Raw genomic sequence first — 15,836 nt, forward strand, 5'->3', positions numbered from 1 at the left:
GGATTTTAAATTCTTATTGTCATTAAATTAGAGGAATTTCTTCTAGCAATACGAATAACAGAGAAATAATTATAGACCTAAAGAAAGAAAACAATGTCAAGAGTTTGTGAACTTACTGGGAAAAAAGCGATGGTTGGAAACAACGTTTCACACGCTATGAATAAAACAAAACGCAAGTTTGATGCAAACTTGATTAAAAAACGTTTTTACATTCCTGAAGAAGATAAGTGGGTAACATTAAAAGTTTCTACATCAGCATTAAAGACTATCAATAAAATTGGTATCGAAGCGATGTTAAAAGAAGCTAAAGCAAAAGGATTTTACAAATAATAGCGTTAACGCTTAAGTCAATTTACTATGGCAAAAAAAGGAAATAGAATACAAGTAATCTTAGAGTGCACAGAGCACAAGACTTCTGGTCAACCAGGAACATCAAGATACATTACGACAAAAAATAAGAAGAACACGCCAGATCGTATGGAGATTAAAAAATTTAATCCTATCCTTAAGCGTATGACTGTTCATAAAGAGATAAAATAAGAAACCATGGCAAAGAAATCAGTAGCGTCTTTACAGACAGGATCAAAACGTTTGACAAAAGCTATAAAAATGGTGAAATCACCTAAAACTGGAGCATACATGTTTGTAGAATCAGTAATGGCACCAGAATTTGTCAATGACTTTTTAAACAAGAAATAATCTTTATTTATTTAGAGATTAACTAAACTGCTTTCATTTGAAAGCAGTTTTTTTATGTTTATATTTGAAAAACATCTGACATCTTAACAGTAAATTACTAAAGGCAAGATTGTTGTAACGTAATAATTGTAAATAAAACCGTCACACTAAGCTTGTTGAAATATGTAGTTGAAGTGCTGATTAATAACCAAACAACAAAATGAGTTTTTTTAAAAAAATATTCTCTTCCGACAAAAAAGAAACCTTAGATAAAGGTTTAGAAAAATCAAAAACTTCTTTCTTTTCAAAATTAAATAAAGCCGTAGCCGGAAAATCTAAAGTAGACGATGACGTTTTAGATAATCTCGAAGAAATTTTAGTAACTAGCGATGTTGGTGTCAATACCACATTAAAAGTGATTGAACGCATTGAAGAGCGCGTAGCGCAAGATAAATATTTAGGAACGTCGGAGCTTAATAAGATTTTGCGTGAAGAAATTGCAGCCTTGTTGTCTGAAACTAAATCTGGTGAAGAAACAGAATACACCATCCCAGATTTACCAAAGCAAACCGATGGCTCAAAAACACCATATGTACTAATGGTTGTAGGAGTTAATGGTGTAGGTAAAACTACTACTATAGGTAAATTGGCTTATCAGTTTAAAAAGAAAGGTTTAAAAGTGGTACTTGGTGCGGCTGATACTTTTAGAGCAGCAGCTATAGACCAACTTCAAGTTTGGGCAGACCGTGTAGAAATACCCATGATTAAACAAAATATGGGGTCCGATCCTGCTTCGGTAGCTTTTGATGCTGTTAAATCTGGTGTTAATCAAGATGCAGATGTTATTATTATTGATACAGCAGGTCGATTACATAACAAAGTGAACTTAATGAACGAGCTGACTAAGGTTAAACGTGTGATGCAAAAAGTAATTGGTGATGCGCCTCATGATGTGTTGTTAGTCTTAGATGGTTCTACTGGGCAAAATGCTTTTGAGCAAGCCAAACAATTTACAGCAGCCACTGAAGTAACCTCTCTAGCAGTTACTAAATTAGATGGTACAGCTAAAGGTGGAGTTGTTATTGGAATTAGCGATCAGTTTCAAATCCCTGTAAAATATATTGGTGTCGGCGAAGGTATAGAGGATTTACAAGTCTTTAATAAATATGAGTTTGTAGATTCTTTCTTTAAGTAGAAATTACCGTTTTAGCGTGAAATGACCTACAAACGTTTCTCCGTTTTCTCTTATTACTTGAAACCAATAGTCGCTTGTAGGTAAGTCGTTACCATTATAAGTGCCATCCCATGCTGAAACAGTATCTAAAACTTTAAGTAGTTTACCATATCTATTAAATATTTTAATGAGCATGTTAGGTTCTGCATTAGAATTTTTAATATACCAAGTATCATGTTCTCCATCTCCATTTGGGGTAAAATACTTAGGATAGTTAAGTAAATAAACGCGAGCTGTAGTAATTCCGCATTCATTTTTGTCTCTTACATAAATATCGTATTCGCCCGAAAATAAGCTAGTAAATCTATTACTCTCTTGAAAATTAATACCATCAATAGAATATTCATAATCACCATTACTAGTGTCGTCTAAGTGTATAGTAATGCTATTATCCTCAACAGTCCAATCTTCTATGTTAATATGAGATATGGTTGCACTATTGGATGCAATAATTTGAAATGTTTTTGTGGAAGTGCATGAATACGAACCATAATCTTCATACACAGTTACCCAGTATTCTCCTAGATTCTCATCAGTTACTGTAATCGTCTGTGAAGTGTCTCCAGTAGACCATTCGTAACTATTAAAACCGTAACCTGCATCTATTATTTTGTAGTTTTCTTGTTCGCATATAGCAATAATATCATCAATATTAATATAAGGTGAAACACCTAAAGTAAGCGTTATTTGTACTTTTTGATAACATTTATCGGTAGAATCAATTTTGGTATAGACTGTCTCTAAACTATCATCCCAAATAAAAGATTCAGGTGTAGTGATAAGGCTGTCTTCATTTAAATCTTCACTGGTATAATATGTGAAAATACAATCGTTACATGCCGTGAGATCAGATTCATAATCGGTTAAATTAATGGTTTCTATATTATCGTTATTGGTATCGCAAATTATACTATTAATATCATGGACTATTAAACTAGGCTCAACAATATATACGGTAACAGCAAAACGTTCATCACTTTCACAACCATTTATTGTTTCCTGAGCTGCGTAATATGTTGTACCATTTACCAGTGGAGTAGTTGTAGTTAACAAGTTTCCTGTTATTAAATCATCGTACCAAATGGCATTGGCATTAACTTCTAAAAGTGCAATGGTAGCATTTTGAGTGCTACAAAATATTTGTTCAGATTCTCCTGTAAGTGAATTTGGCGTTTCAAAAATTTCAACACTAAATTCTTCTGATGTAATTCTACATGATTCTGAGGTAATGTTATTACCGTTGGCAGCTGTTAGTCGATAATTAAATAGTCCTGCATTTGTCGTATCTGTAAATTCAAACTCTAAGTTGGTTTCGCCTAGAAGGTCGTTCCAAGTTTCTCCTAAATCATCAGAATATTGCCATTGGTATTGTGGATCAGTATAACCCTCAGAGACTGTGGCCTTAAAGATATAACTGACAACTTCGTCTTGGCAGACACTAACTGTGGTATTCACTTCATCAACAATGCTGCTTTCTATAGTTGGTCCGCATGGTCTAAAAGCGATATCGTCTAAAGCAATATCATTTCCGGGATGTGCACTTGGCGCAGAATTTAGTATTGTAATTACCGCTTCCGTTTCGGCTTCTAATGTAAAAAAGAAGCCATATTGTTGCCAGCTACCAGAAGTGGTTTGGGCAATATCACCTGTGTTATAAGAACCTAAAATGTTACCTGAGGTATCACTAATTCTAAATGTTACGTTCGGATGATATTGATCTGTACCAGCAGAAGGATTCATAATGTTCATTAGCCATGCGGAAAATTCGTAAGTGGTATCTGCACATAAACCTTCTACGGTTTTTGTATAAAAAACACCTTCATTTGCTATTACAGCGCTATTAATAACCATCATATAACCATTGGTGTCTCCGGTATGATCAGATGTAGTATGCCACGCATTAGCTTTAAGCCCGCTAGTGGTATTTGCAATGGTGTATTCGCCTTCATCTAATTCGCCAGCAGCATTATAGGTAAAGGCTGTAATGTCAGTTCCTAGAGCAGACCCTCGCCCAGAACCAGATCCAAAATTAATTTCAACAACAGGATCTCCTAAACTACCTTCGCAGAGTTGTGCGTATAGTTGCGTAGAGAAGCCAATAAAACCAATAATTAAGAGGAAGTATTTTGTATACAAAGCCATTTTTTTTTAGTCAATCTTATAGTTAGATTTTAACTATGTAGTTTAGATGACTTCTTAAAAAAAAACTTGCGGTGTAAATGGTTACTAAGATTAAATAAAAAACTATTAGTTGATTATGAGTTAATTAAATCATTAATTTTTATCCAAAGGTCATTGTCAAAATTAGAAAGTGCAAAATTGTCATCATCAGCCGATTGTCCCATTCTTACAATTACTAATTTTTTACTCGGCACCACGTAAATCTTTTGGTCATTTTTTCCGAGAGCCGCATACATGTCACTTGGTGCATCAGGAATAAGGTTGCCTGGAAATTCAAGTTGACTTTGAGGTAGGTGATAGCTCGATTTGCCATTTAACCACCAAAGGTAACCGTAGGCTTCATTAATTGCTTGAGATGTGTTGGTAGCTTGATATAAATAATCTTCATCTATGATTTGTTCGTTTTCCCATTGTCCATTAGCGTACATCAATAGGCCAAATCTCGCCATGCTTCTGGTATTGCTAAAATATACGCTAAGACTGTTGAGATCGACCCAACTGCCTGTCATTCCTATTTTATCACTTAGGTTGGTGTTAAAATAATTGTCCCAAGTACTATTTGCTGCTGTTGCTACAACATCTTGCAATTTTACATACACATTGTGATAAGCCCATCTTGTACCTGCATCTGCCATATATTGTAAATTGTTAGGGTCAACATCATCACCGGTAGTATCATCTAAACCAGAAGTCATGGATAAAAGATTTTTACAAGTAATGAGGTTTTCTTTTTCTAAAGGAGCACTTGTCCAGTTGGTTCCTAAATAATCAGAAACTTTATGGTTAATATTAATAAGACCATTTTCTTGAGCGATGCCAGCAACAGCAGTAGTTAGCGTTTTTCCGGCACTTGCCCAATACCAAGTGGTTGAATTTGTATGTCCGTTAAAATAATGCTCTTCAACAATTTTACCATCATAAAGAATGATGAAACTTTTAGTATGCTTCTCTTCGAGAAAGTTTAATAATGGTTGTAGTGCACTTTCATTCCAATTTAATTCCGTAAGCGAAACGGTTTCCCAGATTTCTGAGTTTGTAGGCGGAAAATATATAGATTCGGGTTCATTAGGATTGGTAGTGGTATCGTCTTCAGAAGAACATGAAAATGACAGTAAAAGACTAAGGGTTAATAAATAGAAGTACGTCAGTTTCATGGTTTGAAGTTTTAAATATGACTATAAAAATAGGAAAAAGTTTAATCTCTCTGTTCATAAATCGATTATAGTAAATCATTCCGTATCTTTGCAAACTGATTTACAAAAAGCATGAGAACCAAGACTATAAAAAAGAATAAAATTAACGTTATAACATTAGGCTGTAGTAAAAACGTTTACGACAGTGAAGTGTTAATGGGGCAACTAAAAGCAAGTGGAAAAGAGGTTGTGCATGAAGAGGAAGGTAATGTCGTAGTTATAAACACATGTGGTTTTATTAATAATGCTAAGGAGGAAAGTGTAAATACTATCCTTGAGTATATGCAGAAAAAGGAAGATGGAGATGTTGATAAAGTCTTTGTTACAGGTTGCTTAAGCGAACGTTATAAGCCAGATTTAGAGAAGGAGATTCCGAATGTCGATCAGTATTTTGGTACCACTGAATTACCAGGTTTATTAAAAGCTTTAGGTGCCGATTATAAACATGAGTTGATTGGTGAGCGTTTAACAACGACGCCAAAAAACTATGCATATTTAAAAATCGCGGAAGGTTGTGACCGACCTTGTAGTTTTTGTGCCATTCCAATAATGCGTGGAAAACATAAAAGCACTCCAATAGAAAATTTAGTTACTGAAGCAGAAAAGTTGGCCGCTAATGGAGTAAAAGAACTTATTCTTATTGCCCAAGATTTAACGTATTATGGTTTAGATCTCTATAAAAAACGAAACCTTGCTGAGTTATTAGAAAACTTGGTAAAGGTAGAAGGTATCGAGTGGATTCGTTTGCATTATGCGTTTCCTACAGGTTTCCCTATGGATGTTTTAGATGTAATGAATCGTGAGCCTAAGATTTGCAACTATTTGGATATTCCGTTACAACATATTTCTGATGACCTATTAAAATCGATGCGTCGTGGAACGACAAAAGAAAAAACCACAAAACTGATTAAAGAGTTTAGAGCTATTGTTCCAGAAATGACGATTAGAACGACGCTTATTGTGGGTTACCCTGGAGAAACAGAAGCTCATTTTGAAGAACTTAAAAATTGGGTTTCAGAGATGCGTTTTGAACGTTTAGGATGCTTTACCTACTCGCATGAAGAAAATACACATGCTTATAATTTAGAAGATGATGTGCCAGAAGACGTTAAAATACAACGTGCTAATGAGATTATGGAAATTCAATCTCAGATTTCTTGGGAATTGAATCAAGCAAAAATCGGACAAACATTTAAGGTTGTCATCGATAGAAAGGAAGGTAATTATTTTGTGGGACGAACTGAATTTGATTCGCCAGATGTTGATAATGAAGTTTTAATTGATGCCACTACAACCTATTTAAAAACCGGAGAATTTGCAACCATAAAGGTTATTGAAGCTGAAGATTTTGATCTTTATGGTGAAGTGATTTCAAACGGATTGTAGTAGCAATTAGTTGTGGGCATAATTAAGTACTATAACGTTGCCCGCATTAAATTCTGTCTGGCCAAAAGTGAGGATGCTCACCACTAAAACCAAATTCAGGTAATTTGTTTATTATATTCATCTCTTCTTTTGAAAGTTCAAAATTGAATAGGTTTATGTTTTCTTCAATACGCTCTTTCGTGGTAGATTTCGGAATGACAATTACATTGTGCTGAATAATCCAACGAAGACAAACTTTAGCTACTGTGGTATGGTGAGATTTTGCGATAGCCTTTAATGGTTCATTTTCAAAAACTTTTCCTCTAGCTAAAGGTGACCAAGATTCAACAGTGATATTTTCTTTTTTGCAATAGGCAACTAATTCGGGTTGCCAATAACCAGGATGAAATTCTATTTGGTTAACGGCTGGTTTTACTTTGGCTGTTTTAGATAATGCTTCAAGATGTTCTTCAAAGAAATTACTAACTCCTATAGATTTTATTTTACCTTCAGCTTGTAATTCTTCTAACGCTCTCCAAGCTTCGGCATTGGCTTTTTCCCAATTATCATAATTTTTAGCATTTGCTGGCCAGTGAATGAGATATAAATCTAGGTAGTCTAAATCTAATCGCTTAAGGGATTTTTCAAATTCTTCTTTAGCCATGTCATAACTTAACTTTTCGCGCCATAATTTGGTTGTGACTACGATATCTTCTCTAGGTATTCCGCTGGCTTTAATGCCTTTACCAACAGCTTCTTCGTTTTTATAGGCAGCTGCTGTATCTAGCAGTCTATAGCCATTTAGAAGTGCATGTTTAACGGATTCAATACCTTCTTCTTCTGTGGCTTTATATGTTCCGAAACCAACAATCGGAAATGTATGACCATCGTTTAGGTTTAGATTTTTCATAATTTAATATGGTATTAAAGTTAAGTGTTATTAATACTTGGATTACTAAATATTCAGTGTTTTATAGCTGTTGTACGAACCCATGTTTTATCATTTTTTAGCAATGTGCTATTAATGTTCTAAAAATGTAACTAGTGGTTTTATAAAACTATCAAACTTTTCTATATGTGGTAAATGTCCCACGTTTTCTATTTCAACCAATTTGGCATTAGGAATTTTCTTTTGAGTTTGTTTGCCTAATTGATTGTACAAACCCATTGTTTTTTTTACATTTTCCGAAACAAGTCCTTTGCCGAGTGCTGTTCTGTCTCTGGTACCAATAATTAACAAAGTTGGTGCCGTAATGTTTTTAAATTCGTACACCACAGGTTGTGTAAAAATCATGTCGTAAGTTAAAGCTGCATTCCAAGCTATAGTTTTGTAATCAGAATTTAATGTCCAGCCGGCTAATAAGTTGACCCATTGGTCGTATTCTGGTTGCCATTGATTATCGTAATAACTCTCTAGCTGGTATTTTTTTATGCCTTCGTAGTTTTTTTTGAGTTCATTTTTAAACCACCATTCTACAGGCTGATAAGGTACTTTTAGTTTCCAGTCTTCTAATCCAATAGGGTTTTCCAAGATGAATTTTTCAACGGTATTAGGATACATCAGTGTGAATCGTGTGGCTAACATGCCTCCCATAGAATGTCCTAAAACGGCAGTCTTTTCAACATGTAAACTATCGAGTAAGGTTTTTGTATTCTGTGCCAATTGTTGAAAGGTATAGTGAAAATGATCTGGTTTTGAGGATTTTCCAAATCCAATTTGGTCGGGTACAATAACACGAAAACCTTTTTTGGTTAAAGCTTCAATTGTTGTTTTCCAATAGGCACCATTGAAATTTTTTCCATGAAATAGTACAATGTTTTTTCCGTTGTAATTATCAGGTTTTTCATCCATATAAGCCATCGTTAAATCTTGATTTTGAATCGTCAATTCTAACTTAGAAACGGCATACGGATATTTATAATTCGTTAATTCAATATCTAACCATTGTAAACTGTCGGTTTGTGCTTTAGTAATATGAAAGACAAATAAAAGTAGCAATCCTATAAGTACATTCTTTTTCATGATGATATTGAGTTTTATGAATATGTAATTTCTTTAAATTTGGTATGCCATCTTAATACCACTAAACCAATTTCGAGGCATTCCAGGATAGTAATAACGTGGTTCTGAATCGCCAAAGCCAACAGCATTAATTAATACAGAAGATGCATATTTTTCATCTGTAAAATTATTAATACCTAAATTAATTTCAATGTTAAACTTTGATGTTATTGCACCTTTAAAAGATAATTTTGTGTTAAAAACAGTATAAGCTTTGGACGACAAAGTGTTGGCATCGTTTAAAGGCATTTCTCCAATGTGAAGCACATTAGTGTTTAAATTAACATTTTTAAAGCTGAATTGTAAACCACCATTTATTTTTACTTCTGGTACTCCGGTTAATTGATGTCCTGAATAATCGGTTTCACTATCAATGAAATCTATAAAACGATGGTCTGTAATCTCGGCATTGATGTAAGGTGAAAAAGAAAAACCATTTGAAAGTGTCTGTATAAAAGAAGCCGATAATTCTAAGCCTTTATGCTCTGTTTTGCCTGCATTTCTACCAATGTATTGATCCTCGCCTATACGGTCTGCTACCAATAAGTTATCAATATCAAGTAGGTACGCAGTAAGTTGTAAACGCATTTTTCTTTTGAATAAAAATAGAGTACTACCAATTTCATAATTCAAGCCAGTTTCCGGACCTAAGTCTGGATTAATTATGCCGTCTGGTGTTAGTGTTTCCTCAATTGAGGGATAATTAAAACCTCTACTGATATTTGCGTAAGCGTTTATGTTTGATGTAAATTGGTATAAGACGTTTAAATTAGGCGCAATTATGGGATTAAAGTCACGATCCGCATTTTTATTGTTTTCGCCAACGTTAAACTCGTCTTTAAACTTATAATTGGTGGTGTTGACATTAATGCCTAATTGGGCTTTTAGTTTTTTTGTAAATGGTAATGTTATGGTGGCAAAGCCATTGAGGTTATTTCTTTGTTCTTGGTTATCACTAAGTAGTTCTCCTTCTAAACTTCCATGATTATTATTGTTTTCATAGCGATTTTCAATCGTTTTCCAGTGGTATTGATCACTGTAGAGTTCGCCACCAAAACTAAGGTGAGCTGTTTGAGACAAGAATTTAAAATCTTTTGCAAATAATGTTCTTACTCCATAACCATTAGTGTATTCATCTAAAATATTAAATGGACGAGGTTCATAATGATCGAGGTAGTTATAAAAAACAGACGTGGTATTACTAAAATTATTAGAAAAACGATGTGTATAATTAAGTCCGACTAAAACTTGCTTATTATCTTCAAAACCTTGAGCAGCATTCCAAGTAAATGCAGCTTGTGATGGATCTTCATTAAATGCAGTGTATCCTATAGAACTCGGTATTTCTGCAAAATAATCGGTGTAGTTAATTAAAATTCCAATATCATTTTTAGGATTAAATTTATAGTTGGAAGTCAATAACACGGCTTTGCGATTATACATATTATTGTCACGAAATCCGTCTAACCTAATATGATCATAATTAAGGTTTAAGGCTAATTTATTAGCTTTGGTAGCTAAGGAGATATTATTTTTTATCAGTCCAAAACTGCCAAGGGTAAGGTTGCTTTTAAAATGTGTTTCACCGTCAGAAGCTTGTTGTGAGTTAAGTAATAAAGTACCACCCAAATTGGTGCCGTATTGTGTGGCTTTAGGACCTTTTACGATTTCTATATTACTGATGTCTTCTGGGTCAAAAGCATCAATAGCCGTTTCTCCGATACCGTTAGTAATGGGTATGCCATTAAAATAAGCACGTATTTTATTAGTCCCATAAAGTGTCCGAGATCCTACACCTCTAATCACAATTCTGTTGGTGTTTATGGCACCACTTTGTATATAAACACCTGGAGTTTCATTGATGGCTGATACCAAATCTACAGGACTATATATTTCAAATTTTTCAGATGAAATTTTTACAGTAGGCACAATCACCCGACTTTCTTTCTGATAGGTGGAAGCAATAGTAACTTCATCTAAATCCAATGTTTCTTTTAAAACAGAGAGTTGAAAAACACTAAGGTTTTTAGATAGAGTGACTGTTTCTATATCATAGTGTGGATGCTTCAATGTAATTTGTATCGGAAGTTGAAAGCCTTCAGACAACGTAAAAACTCCTTGATTGTTGGTTTTAGAAATTACCACATTATTAAATATTATCTCAACTTCAGATATTGAAGTATGAAATGAATCAATTACGCGACCACTAATATTTTGAGACTGTAATAAATTTATAATGGCAGTTAAAACGATAACTGTCCATGTTTTTGAAGGAGTTATTTTCATACCATAGATTGAAATAATGGATTACTAGATCTTTTTAAACTAATTATTATAACTCACTTTCCAAATGGTATTACCAGAATCGTCATTAACTAATAAATCACCAGCAGGTGTTACTGTAACACAGACAGGTCTTCCGTACACATCAGTGTCATTATTTTTAGCAATAAAACCGGTTAAAAAATCTTCTGGTTGTCCCGCGGGTTCACCGTTTTTAAAAGGAATGAAAACCACACGATATCCTGAAAGCACTGAACGATTCCATGACCCATGTTGTCCAACAAATATTCCATTTTTATATTTAGCAGGAAAATTTCCTTGGTCATAAAACGTAAGCCCTAAAGACGCGGTGTGTGGTCCTACAGATACATCTGGAACAATCGCTCTTGCTACCAGTTCTGGGGCTTCTCCTTTTAATCTTGGGTCTTCTATTGAGCCAAAATAGGAGTAAGGCCAGCCGTAAAAACCACCTTCTTTAACACTAGTTACATAATCTGGCACAAGATTATCCCCAAGTTCATCGCGTTCATTTACTGCGGTCCATAATTCTCCATTAACAGGGTTCCAGTCCATACCAACAGGATTTCTAAGTCCGCTTGCATATATTTTTTCATTATTGCCGTTGAGGTCTACTTCTAATATGTTAGCTCGGCGCACTTCTTCATCCATGCCATATTCGCCTACATTACTAGCAGAACCTACAGAAATATAAATCTTATCTTTAGTTTTGTTGGTGATTATGTTTCTAGTCCAGTGATGGTTGTATCCTCCAGCCGGAAGATCTACAATCTTTTCGCCTTTTGAATGCTCTAAAGCAGTTTGGCCTATCTTATAAGGATATTTATAAAGTCCATCTGTATTTGCGACATAAAAATAGTTGTCAATAATTAGCATTCCTAAAGGCTGTTTTAAATCTTTAAGAAAGGTGTTTCGCAACTCTATTTCTCCATCGTTATCTTTATCTCTTAAAAGTGTAATTAAACCAGCACTATCTTCCGTGTTAGCCTCACACACAAAATAATCTCCATTGGGTCCAATGTACGTCCAACGTGGATTCTGAAAGCCATCTGCAAACTTGGTTACCGTAAAACCATGAGGTGCAACAGGCATTTTTCCTTCTGGCCAATCGACTAAATTATTTTCTTTGGTCACAGATTCTGTAGCGTAAGGTTTAGGAAGTACTAATGTTCCCAAAGCTGTCTGAACCGTATCTGCAGGTTTTTCAGCTATCATTTCTTTTTCATTTTCAGAAACGGTCATATTTTTCTTTCTCTCCGATTTACAAGATAATATAGTCAACATACAGAGTGTAAGTAGTACGTGTTTTTGTAGTTTCATAATTTGTGATTTTTCTATTGTTTCAAAATTAAAGCACGTACTGTTTTTGTTTAACTCATTTGAAACGCATATAGACTCAAACACATATTTAATACAGGGTTAAAATCGTGTTTAAGTGGTTGATTAATAGTTTGTAGTCTGTTTTTAAAGTTGAAATTTAATATGAAAACTGTATATCGAATGTTTTAAACTTTTATAACATTTTTTGGTATGATTGATGCTTGTCATTAAGCATGAAATTAAAACGAATCTACTTTTATCACTCTTAATAGTTGCCTTATGTAAACAAATGCAAAACGTTTCGGATGCCATCCAAATTGATATAGAGTTGGAGACATCCCTCAAAGTTTTAGGTAAAACAAAGTATTGGCTTCATCTATACATTAATGATGCCTTACAAGGTTTTTATGCATGAATCCTTAATCCATAAAGCGAAATAACGACGTATTCAGACTTATTTATCTACGTTATCTTCCTAGTTGAGTTATTTCTGAAATTTTATTTTACTAATATGGTTGTTAGTTTAATATACACTAGTTTTATAAAGTACGGTGTAAAATATGAAGCTCTTATTAACTAGTTCTTTATAAAAAAAATAGCAAGAGCTCCATTTTATAGCACCTCTAATTTAAAGGTATAACCTCACCAAACCCTAACGTGTTTAATTTTTTTAATTGCGTTTCGGCATCACCAACAATAATATAAATCATTTGGTTAGGTCTTATATATTGATCAGCAAGTGCTTGGATGTCCTCTACCGTTAAATCCTTTACAACTGATTGACGTTGTTTAGCATAATCATTTGGATATCCATAATTGCTAATGCTACTAAGCATATTTAATTTAGAGCCTAAAGTTTCAAACGCACGTGCTCCACTTTTTAATGTAAACCCTTTTGTAATCTCTAAATCGGTTTCGTTATAATTTGGGCCATAATTTTCTAAAATGTCTTTTATTAATGCCACAGATTCGAAAGTAACATTGGTACGTACAGAACTGGTAATTAAGAATTCACCTGTATTAGCGTCACCATCAAATCGAGAACGAATACCATATGTATAACCTTTAGCTTCACGTAATTGCTGTGTTAATTGTGAAGCAAAACTACCACCACCTAAACGGTAATTCATTATAGAGGCTGCATAGTAATCTTTATCGGTAGCTTTCAATGACGGATATCCAAAAGTAATTACCGATTGTTTAGCTCCAGGTACATCATAAAAATAGACTTTAGAAGCTTTTGGTGTTTTAACAACTGGTAAGTTTGGAATCGTAACATCTTTGGAATCCCATTTGGTATTTATAGTTGTTAAAGCGTCTATAACTTCTTGTTCTGAAATAGCACCAACCACATGTAGATTTGTAAGCTTAGGCGTTAGTTTTTCGGTGTAGAAATTTTGCAAATCTGCTAGGCTAATAGCTTTAACAGATGTTTCTGTACCGCTATTGTTGTAAGCTAAAATGTTATTTTTACCGTAGACTTGCTTTGCAAATTCATTAGCTGCGATGCTATTTGGGTTTGCTTGCTGACGTTGAATACGGCTTACGGTGCTTTGTTTTAATAAATTAAATTCTTCTTCGTCCCAACGTGGTTCTAAAAGGATTTCCGTAACTAAGTCCATGGTCGCATCAAAATGTTTTGCTAAAGTGGTACCAGAAATGACCACACTATTATTTGTGGCATAACTGTAAATTTGAGCTCCTAAACTTTCAATAGCATTTTCTAAAGCCTCTGGTGTTTTATTTTTTGTGCCTTTAGTCATCAAATTAGCCATAAGGTTTGAAACACCAACTTTATTAATATTTTCTAGCAGTAAACCACCTTTTATTTCAAGTTCAAATTCTACTAATGGAACTTCCGTATTTTCAATACCTAATACGTTAATGCCAGAATCTAAGGTGCGTTTCCATACTTTAGGAATAATTAAATCAGGACTTTTGCCATATTTAGGTTCTACAGATCTATCAAAACTGCTAGGTGTTTTTTCGTATTCTGCTACGAGGCTCGCATCAAAAGTGTCCTCAGCACCTTCAATTATTTTTTCTTCTGTAACCGTTGCAGGTTGTGAATTGTCTAAAATTAAATCCATTTGTCCTTTCGGAACAAAACTCGTAGCAATGAATTTTTTATCCTTGATGTAAGTCTTGTAAACACGCATAACATCTTCTGGAGTTACGGCTAAAATATGCTTTACATCTTGATTTATAAAACCAGGATCTCCCGCAAAAATTTCATATTGCGCCAATTGAAACCCTTTACCTAACACACTAGATAATCCTCTGTAAAATGATGTTTCTTGCCCGGCTTTAATACGATCTAAATCGGTTTTTGAAATGCCATTCATTTCAAAATCTCTGAAACTTTCGTGTATTGCTTTAGCAACCGTGTTTAAATTCGTTTTATCGAAAGCGGTAACACTTAACATTAACTGTCCTGCAATTTCAGAAGAGTTCTGATACATGCTGACGTTGCTTGTTAACTGTTGGTCTTTTACTAAAACTTTATACAAAGGCGCTTTTTTTCCTTCTGATAAATATTGAGATAATACGGTTAGCGCATAGGTGTCTGGGTGATATTCATATACGGTTGGCCAAGTGTAGGTTAAACGAGGTGCACGTGCAAAATTATCTTCATAAAATAAGCGTTTAGAAGATTTAAGCGTTACGGGTTGTTTTTTCATTTTAGGAACCTCTTCACCCCTTGGAATCTCATCAAAATATTTTTTAACCCAAATCTTGGTCTGTTCTACATCTATGTCTCCAGCAATAGTTAAAGTAACATTATTGGGTACATACCAACGTCTGTAAAACTCTTTAACATCGTCTAATGTAGCATTTTGTAAATCTTCTAAAGATCCAATGACTTCCCAGCTGTACGGATGACCTTCAGGATATAAATTACTATTTATAACACTAGAATTAAAACCATAGGGTTGATTGTCTACACGCTGACGTTTTTCATTTTTAACCACTTGTTTTTCTTTTGCTAAAACTGGTTCTGTTACTGTATTTATAAAATAACCGAGTTTATCTGCTTCTGCCCAAATCATTTTTTCTAATGCATCGATAGGTACGGTTTGAAAATAATTAGTGCGATCGCGACTTGTAGAACCATTTGCACCAGAACCTCCAATACGAGCACTCATTTGATCTAAACCACCTTTTCCTAAATTTTCAGATTCTAAAAATAAAAGGTGCTCAAATAAATGTGCAAAACCTGTTCTGCCTGTTTTTTCTCGTGCCGATCCTACGTGTGCTGTTAAGGCTACAGCAGCTACAGGATCTGATTTATCAACGTGGAGTATCACTTGTAAACCATTATCTAAAGTAAATTTTTCGTACGCAACTTTAAATTCTGGAGTTGTTTCTTTTGTGGCGCTATCATTACAAGATAGTATTGTAAAAAGTACCAGCAAGATTAAAAGTGATGATTTAATGTTTTTCATAATTATGTTTTTGAATGATGATGGTTGAGGTTATAATTGATTTAGTACGGTTGTTA

The 15,836-nt window shown here is 34.1% G+C and carries 12 protein-coding genes; 5 read left to right on the plus strand and 7 right to left on the minus strand.

The features are described from left to right. The first annotated feature begins 93 nt into the window (after positions 1–93). The 4 genes from rpmB (at position 94) to ftsY (ending at position 1,873) form a co-directional block, all read left to right on the plus strand. Positions 94–330, plus strand: coding sequence for a 50S ribosomal protein L28 (rpmB, locus tag C8N41_RS09770; protein ID WP_040757375.1), 237 nt, complete (start codon positions 94–96; stop codon positions 328–330). A gap of 27 nt (positions 331–357) precedes the next feature. After that, the gene (gene rpmG, locus C8N41_RS09775) at positions 358–540 is read left to right on the plus strand and encodes a 50S ribosomal protein L33 (protein WP_092446980.1); all 183 of its coding nucleotides are present in this window, start codon (positions 358–360) and stop codon (positions 538–540) included. A 6-nt stretch (positions 541–546) separates the two neighbouring features. Further along, the gene (locus C8N41_RS09780; RefSeq protein WP_008271041.1) at positions 547–699 is read left to right on the plus strand and encodes a DUF4295 domain-containing protein; all 153 of its coding nucleotides are present in this window, start codon (positions 547–549) and stop codon (positions 697–699) included. A gap of 199 nt (positions 700–898) precedes the next feature. Continuing rightward, positions 899–1,873, plus strand: a complete 975-nt coding sequence (gene ftsY / locus C8N41_RS09785) for a signal recognition particle-docking protein FtsY (protein WP_092446981.1) — start codon at positions 899–901, stop codon at positions 1,871–1,873. A gap of 3 nt (positions 1,874–1,876) precedes the next feature. Here ftsY and C8N41_RS09790 read toward each other — a convergent pair whose 3' ends face one another. Together C8N41_RS09790 and C8N41_RS09795 are read right to left on the minus strand one after the other, a co-directional pair. Next, positions 1,877–4,054, minus strand: a complete 2,178-nt coding sequence (locus C8N41_RS09790) for a T9SS type B sorting domain-containing protein (RefSeq protein ID WP_115839120.1) — start codon at positions 4,052–4,054, stop codon at positions 1,877–1,879. A 113-nt stretch (positions 4,055–4,167) separates the two neighbouring features. Continuing rightward, positions 4,168–5,247 carry a serine hydrolase domain-containing protein gene (locus tag C8N41_RS09795; RefSeq protein WP_115839121.1) on the minus strand — a complete coding sequence of 360 codons (1,080 nt, stop codon included), beginning with the start codon at positions 5,245–5,247 and terminating at the stop codon, positions 4,168–4,170. A 111-nt stretch (positions 5,248–5,358) separates the two neighbouring features. Here C8N41_RS09795 and rimO point away from each other — a divergent pair, with 111 nt between their 5' ends. Further along, on the plus strand, positions 5,359–6,672 hold the full coding sequence (gene rimO, locus C8N41_RS09800) for a 30S ribosomal protein S12 methylthiotransferase RimO (RefSeq protein ID WP_115839122.1): 1,314 nt from the start codon (positions 5,359–5,361) through the stop codon (positions 6,670–6,672). Between the two features lie 46 nt (positions 6,673–6,718). Here the strand turns inward: rimO and C8N41_RS09805 are convergent, their stop codons facing one another. From C8N41_RS09805 to C8N41_RS09830, 5 genes are all read right to left on the minus strand, one after another. Beyond that, positions 6,719–7,561: an aldo/keto reductase gene (locus tag C8N41_RS09805; protein WP_115839123.1), complete on the minus strand. Its 843-nt coding sequence runs from the start codon at positions 7,559–7,561 to the stop codon at positions 6,719–6,721. A 111-nt stretch (positions 7,562–7,672) separates the two neighbouring features. Beyond that, positions 7,673–8,674: an alpha/beta fold hydrolase gene (locus C8N41_RS09810; protein WP_115839124.1), complete on the minus strand. Its 1,002-nt coding sequence runs from the start codon at positions 8,672–8,674 to the stop codon at positions 7,673–7,675. Between the two features lie 33 nt (positions 8,675–8,707). Beyond that, positions 8,708–10,999 (minus strand): TonB-dependent receptor family protein, encoded by a 2,292-nt coding sequence (locus tag C8N41_RS09815; protein ID WP_115839125.1) that lies wholly within the window; start codon positions 10,997–10,999, stop codon positions 8,708–8,710. A 39-nt stretch (positions 11,000–11,038) separates the two neighbouring features. Then, entirely contained in the window at positions 11,039–12,334 is a 1,296-nt protein-coding gene (locus tag C8N41_RS09820; RefSeq protein ID WP_115839126.1) for a PQQ-dependent sugar dehydrogenase, read from the minus strand. Positions 12,335–12,957: 623 nt separating this feature from the next. Continuing rightward, positions 12,958–15,780 carry a M16 family metallopeptidase gene (locus C8N41_RS09830; protein WP_115839128.1) on the minus strand — a complete coding sequence of 941 codons (2,823 nt, stop codon included), beginning with the start codon at positions 15,778–15,780 and terminating at the stop codon, positions 12,958–12,960. Between the last annotated feature and the right edge of the window lie 56 nt (positions 15,781–15,836).

Origin of the sequence: Winogradskyella sediminis (genome assembly GCF_003387355.1) — a bacterium.
GTDB lineage: Bacteria > Bacteroidota > Bacteroidia > Flavobacteriales > Flavobacteriaceae > Winogradskyella > Winogradskyella sediminis.

What these genes read in the sequence shown, in the direction of transcription:
- rpmB (WP_040757375.1), top strand. Translation starts at nt 94, where the DNA reads ATGTCAAGAGTTTGTGAACTTACTGGGAAAAAAGCGATGGTTGGAAAC.
- rimO (WP_115839122.1), top strand. Translation starts at nt 5,359, where the DNA reads ATGAGAACCAAGACTATAAAAAAGAATAAAATTAACGTTATAACATTA.
- C8N41_RS09815 (WP_115839125.1), bottom strand. Translation starts at nt 10,999, where the DNA reads ATGAAAATAACTCCTTCAAAAACATGGACAGTTATCGTTTTAACTGCC.
- C8N41_RS09780 (WP_008271041.1), top strand. Translation starts at nt 547, where the DNA reads ATGGCAAAGAAATCAGTAGCGTCTTTACAGACAGGATCAAAACGTTTG.
- C8N41_RS09805 (WP_115839123.1), bottom strand. Translation starts at nt 7,561, where the DNA reads ATGAAAAATCTAAACCTAAACGATGGTCATACATTTCCGATTGTTGGT.
- C8N41_RS09830 (WP_115839128.1), bottom strand. Translation starts at nt 15,780, where the DNA reads ATGAAAAACATTAAATCATCACTTTTAATCTTGCTGGTACTTTTTACA.
- C8N41_RS09795 (WP_115839121.1), bottom strand. Translation starts at nt 5,247, where the DNA reads ATGAAACTGACGTACTTCTATTTATTAACCCTTAGTCTTTTACTGTCA.
- C8N41_RS09790 (WP_115839120.1), bottom strand. Translation starts at nt 4,054, where the DNA reads ATGGCTTTGTATACAAAATACTTCCTCTTAATTATTGGTTTTATTGGC.
- rpmG (WP_092446980.1), top strand. Translation starts at nt 358, where the DNA reads ATGGCAAAAAAAGGAAATAGAATACAAGTAATCTTAGAGTGCACAGAG.
- ftsY (WP_092446981.1), top strand. Translation starts at nt 899, where the DNA reads ATGAGTTTTTTTAAAAAAATATTCTCTTCCGACAAAAAAGAAACCTTA.
- C8N41_RS09820 (WP_115839126.1), bottom strand. Translation starts at nt 12,334, where the DNA reads ATGAAACTACAAAAACACGTACTACTTACACTCTGTATGTTGACTATA.
- C8N41_RS09810 (WP_115839124.1), bottom strand. Translation starts at nt 8,674, where the DNA reads ATGAAAAAGAATGTACTTATAGGATTGCTACTTTTATTTGTCTTTCAT.